The sequence below is a fragment of the Candidatus Darwinibacter acetoxidans genome, from assembly GCF_041936445.1.
GTDB lineage: Bacteria > Bacillota > Limnochordia > Darwinibacteriales > Darwinibacteriaceae > DTU010.
The window spans coordinates 1-3,714 of the sequence record NZ_JBHGXH010000221.1 but is presented as its reverse complement, the minus strand read 5'-3'; the positions used below and the strand labels follow the sequence as shown (position 1 = coordinate 3,714).

Genomic DNA, 3,714 nt, shown 5'->3' with positions numbered 1-3,714 from the left:
AGCAGCGAAGCCGAAGAGGGGCGCATCTCTCTGGAGACGATGCTCAGGGGCACCTGCGAGCCCGCGCGCTTCCTCGACCTGGTGGAGAACTTTACCCTGTTCATGGATGTGCCCGGCGGGCAGATTAAAATAGTGGCCAAGAATCACCAGTACCTGGGCGTGAACAATGCCATGACCGCTCTGGCGGATATCAAGGAGCGTCAGGGGCGCCTGGGGGTGTTCTGGCACACCCAGGGCAGCGGCAAGAGCATCTCCATGATCTTCTTCTCCCAGAAGGTGCTGCGCAAGGTGCCCGGCAACTGGAGTTTTGTGATCGTCACTGACCGCAAAGAGCTCGACGATCAGATCTACAAGAACTTTGTTTCTAGCGGCGTCATTACCGAAGCCAGGGTCCAGGCCGAGAGCATCAGGCACCTGCGGCAGCTTTTGAGCGGGGACCATCGCTATATATTTACACTGATTCATAAATTCCGCACTGAAACGGGCGAAAAACACCCGGTGCTATCGGAGCGGGACGATATTATCGTCATAACCGACGAGGCCCATCGCACCCAGTACGACACCCTGGCCCTGAACATGCGCACAGCGCTGCCTAACGCCTCCTTTATCGCCTTTACCGGCACCCCGCTCATCGTCGGTGAAGAGAAGACTCGTCAGGTCTTCGGCGACTATATCAGTATCTACAACTTCCGCGAGTCGGTGGAAGACGGCGCCACCGTGCCCCTCTATTACGAGAACCGCATTCCCGAGCTGCAACTGACAAACGAGAACCTCAACGAAGAGATGGAGGTGCTGCTGGAAGCGGCGGAGCTGGATGAGGAGCAGGAGAAGAAGCTGGAGCGGGAGTTTGCCCGCGAATACCATCTCATTACCAGGGATGACCGGCTGGAAGCGGTGGGGGCGGACATTGTGGACCACTTCATCAGCCGGGGCTTCCAGGGGAAGGCCATGGTCATCTGCATCGACAAGGCCACGGCCATCCGCATGTACGACAAAGTGAAGAAATACTGGCAGCGCAAACTTAAAAAGATGCGCGGGCAGCACGGGCTGCTCCCGGAGAAGGAGTGGCCCGAGCTGGAGAGGAAAATCAAGCTGCTTGAGGAGGCCGACATGGCGGTGATCGTCTCCCAGTCCCAGAATGAAATTCGCGACATGGCTGAAAAAGGTCTCGATATCCGCCCGCACCGCAAGCGCATGGTGGAGGAAGACATGGAGAAAAAGTTCAAGGACCCCAGCGATCCCCTCCGTCTAGTTTTTGTCTGCGCCATGTGGATGACAGGTTTCGATGTACCCTCCTGCTCCACCCTCTACCTGGATAAGCCCATGCGCAACCACACCCTCATGCAGACCATCGCCAGGGCCAACAGGGTCTTCCGCGACAAGGTATGCGGCCTCATCGTGGACTACGTGGGCGTCTTCAGGAACCTGGAGCAGGCGCTGGCGATTTACGGGGCCGGCGGAGGGGGAAGGGTGGGTGATAGCCCGGTAAGGGATAAGGAGGCGCTCGTGGCCGCCCTGAAATACGCCGTCGAAGAGGCGAAGGCGCTATGCGAGGAACAGGGGGTGCGGCTGCAGGAGATTATCGAGGCGCGGGATTTTAAGAGGGTGGCCCTGCTTGATGATGCCGTTGACGCCCTGGTGGCCAGGGAAGAGATCAAGAGGCGCTTCCTGGAACAGGCCAACAGGGTCTACCGGCTGTACAAGGCCATCCTGCCCGATCCGGCGGAGGAACATCTGCAGGCTGACTGCACCCTCATCAAGGTCCTGGCAGACAAGATACGCGCCTTGAATCCCCCGGTGGATATCAGTGAAATCATGAGGCAGGTGGAAGAGCTCCTGGATCGCTCCATCTCCACAACGGGCTACGTGATCCGGGATGATGATCAGCCCTTAATAGACCTGAGCAAGATTAATTTTGAGCTTCTCGCGTCCAAATTTAAGCAGGGGCGCAAGCATACGGAGGTGGAGCGGCTCAAGGCCTCCATTTCCCGGCAGCTGCAGAAGATGGTGCGCTTAAACCGAACCAGGATAGACTTCCTGGAGAGCTTCCAGCAGATGATCGACGAGTACAATTCCGGTTGCGTCAACGTGGAAGAGTTCTTCCGCCGGCTGATGGAGTTTGCCAAAAGCCTTACAGAAGAGGAGCAGCGGGCAGTTGCCGAGGAGCTCAGCGAAGAGGAGCTGGCCATTTTCGACCTGCTTACTAAGCCCGAGATTAAGCTTACCCGGAAAGAGCGCAACCAGGTCAAGAAGACGGCCCGCGAACTTTTGGAGATCCTGAAGCGCGAGAAGCTGGTCCTCGACTGGCGCAAGCGGCAGCAGGCACGTGCCCAGGTGCGGGTAACCATTGAAAAGGTTCTCGACGAAGGGCTGCCGGAGGCGTATACGGCCGAGATATTCAAGACCAAGGCCACCGCCGTTTTCGAGCACGTCTACGAGTGCTACTACGGTGACGGGAAAAGCATCTACTCCGCAGTAGCCTAAAGCTTCTTGTAAAACCTTGGCTCCCTTTTTATATCCCCCCCGGCCCCCCTTTGTCGAAGGGGGGAGTTTACAGAAAGCTTTTCAAAGGGGTAGTTATCGTCCGGATGGTGTATAGGTACATGCGTGGTAGAAACGTTTTTGCTCTTGATACGATATTTGTATTTTTGGGGCCTACAGCTTCACTGGAATATTGATCCCGTGGCAGGTTGAGATCACTTGAAAGCGAGGTGGCGGCCGGTGTTTAGGGAAATGAGAAGAATAAGGCAGCTGTTGCCTGAAGAGGATACTGCAGCCGTTATGGAGAGGTGTTCAAATGGGGTCCTGGCCTGTTTTGGGGATAATGGCTACCCTTATGCAGTGCCTCTTAACTTTGTCTATTTTAACGGCAAAATTTATTTCCATTCCGCGAAAGAAGGACATAAAATTGATGCCATCAGGAGAAACCCCAGGGTCTCTTTTACCGTAATCGATGAGGATATAATCGTAAGCGAAGAATACACCTCTTATTTCCGCAGCGGGATTGCCTTTGGAGAGGCGAGAATTGCCGAAGGGGATGAGCGGTTGAAAGCCTTCGCGGCCCTTGTAAATAAATATGCCGGCGCTCAGCCTGAAGAGGCCAGGCAGAGGGTAATAACCGAGTGTAACCAATCCTATATTATTGCCATTGACATCCATCACATCACCGGCAAGGAAGCCATCGAATTCGTTGAAGCCAGGTAAAAACGATGCTTAAAGCTGCAATTTTACCGGAACCTGCGGGATTCTGTCCCTTTCTGGTCCCCGTTCATGTTGACAAATTTCATTTTAGCTGTAGGGGCCGGGCATGCCCGGCCCGAAGGTATCGTATCGTATTCCGTTACGGGCTGGGCGGCTCATGAGCCGCCCCTACATCTTTTGCAGAAGTGTTCCCCTGGGGCTCAACATTAAACCCTCGTTGCGGCACTTTTAAGAATGCATTGCCGTTGGCTGGAAATGGTCTATAATAACAGTATGAGCAGTAATCATGAAAAGAGCGATGCCTTTTACATGAAGATGGCCCTGGCGCAGGCTCGCGAGGCCTATTCCTGCGGAGAAATACCCGTAGGCGCGGTCCTGGTCAGGGAGGGGCAGGTCATTGCCGCCTGCCGGAACCGCTGCGAAGAGCTGAAAGATGCCACCGCTCACGCGGAGATCCTGGCCCTCCGCGAGGGGAGCAGGCACCTGGGCGGCTGGCGCCTGCCGGGAACGACC

General features: G+C 55.7%; 3 protein-coding genes. All 3 read left to right on the top strand.

Annotated elements, in window-relative coordinates; translation table 11 throughout:
* The coding region (locus ACE4YL_RS08365; RefSeq protein WP_461369509.1) for a type I restriction endonuclease subunit R at positions 1-2,484 on the top strand (2,484 nt) is incomplete at its 5' end.
* 237 nt (positions 2,485-2,721) lie between these two features.
* Positions 2,722-3,204 (top strand): pyridoxamine 5'-phosphate oxidase family protein, encoded by a 483-nt coding sequence (locus ACE4YL_RS08360; RefSeq protein ID WP_461369508.1) that lies wholly within the window; start codon positions 2,722-2,724, stop codon positions 3,202-3,204.
* A gap of 270 nt (positions 3,205-3,474) precedes the next feature.
* On the top strand, positions 3,475-3,714 hold a 240-nt coding region (locus ACE4YL_RS08355; RefSeq protein WP_461369507.1), incomplete at its 3' end, for a nucleoside deaminase.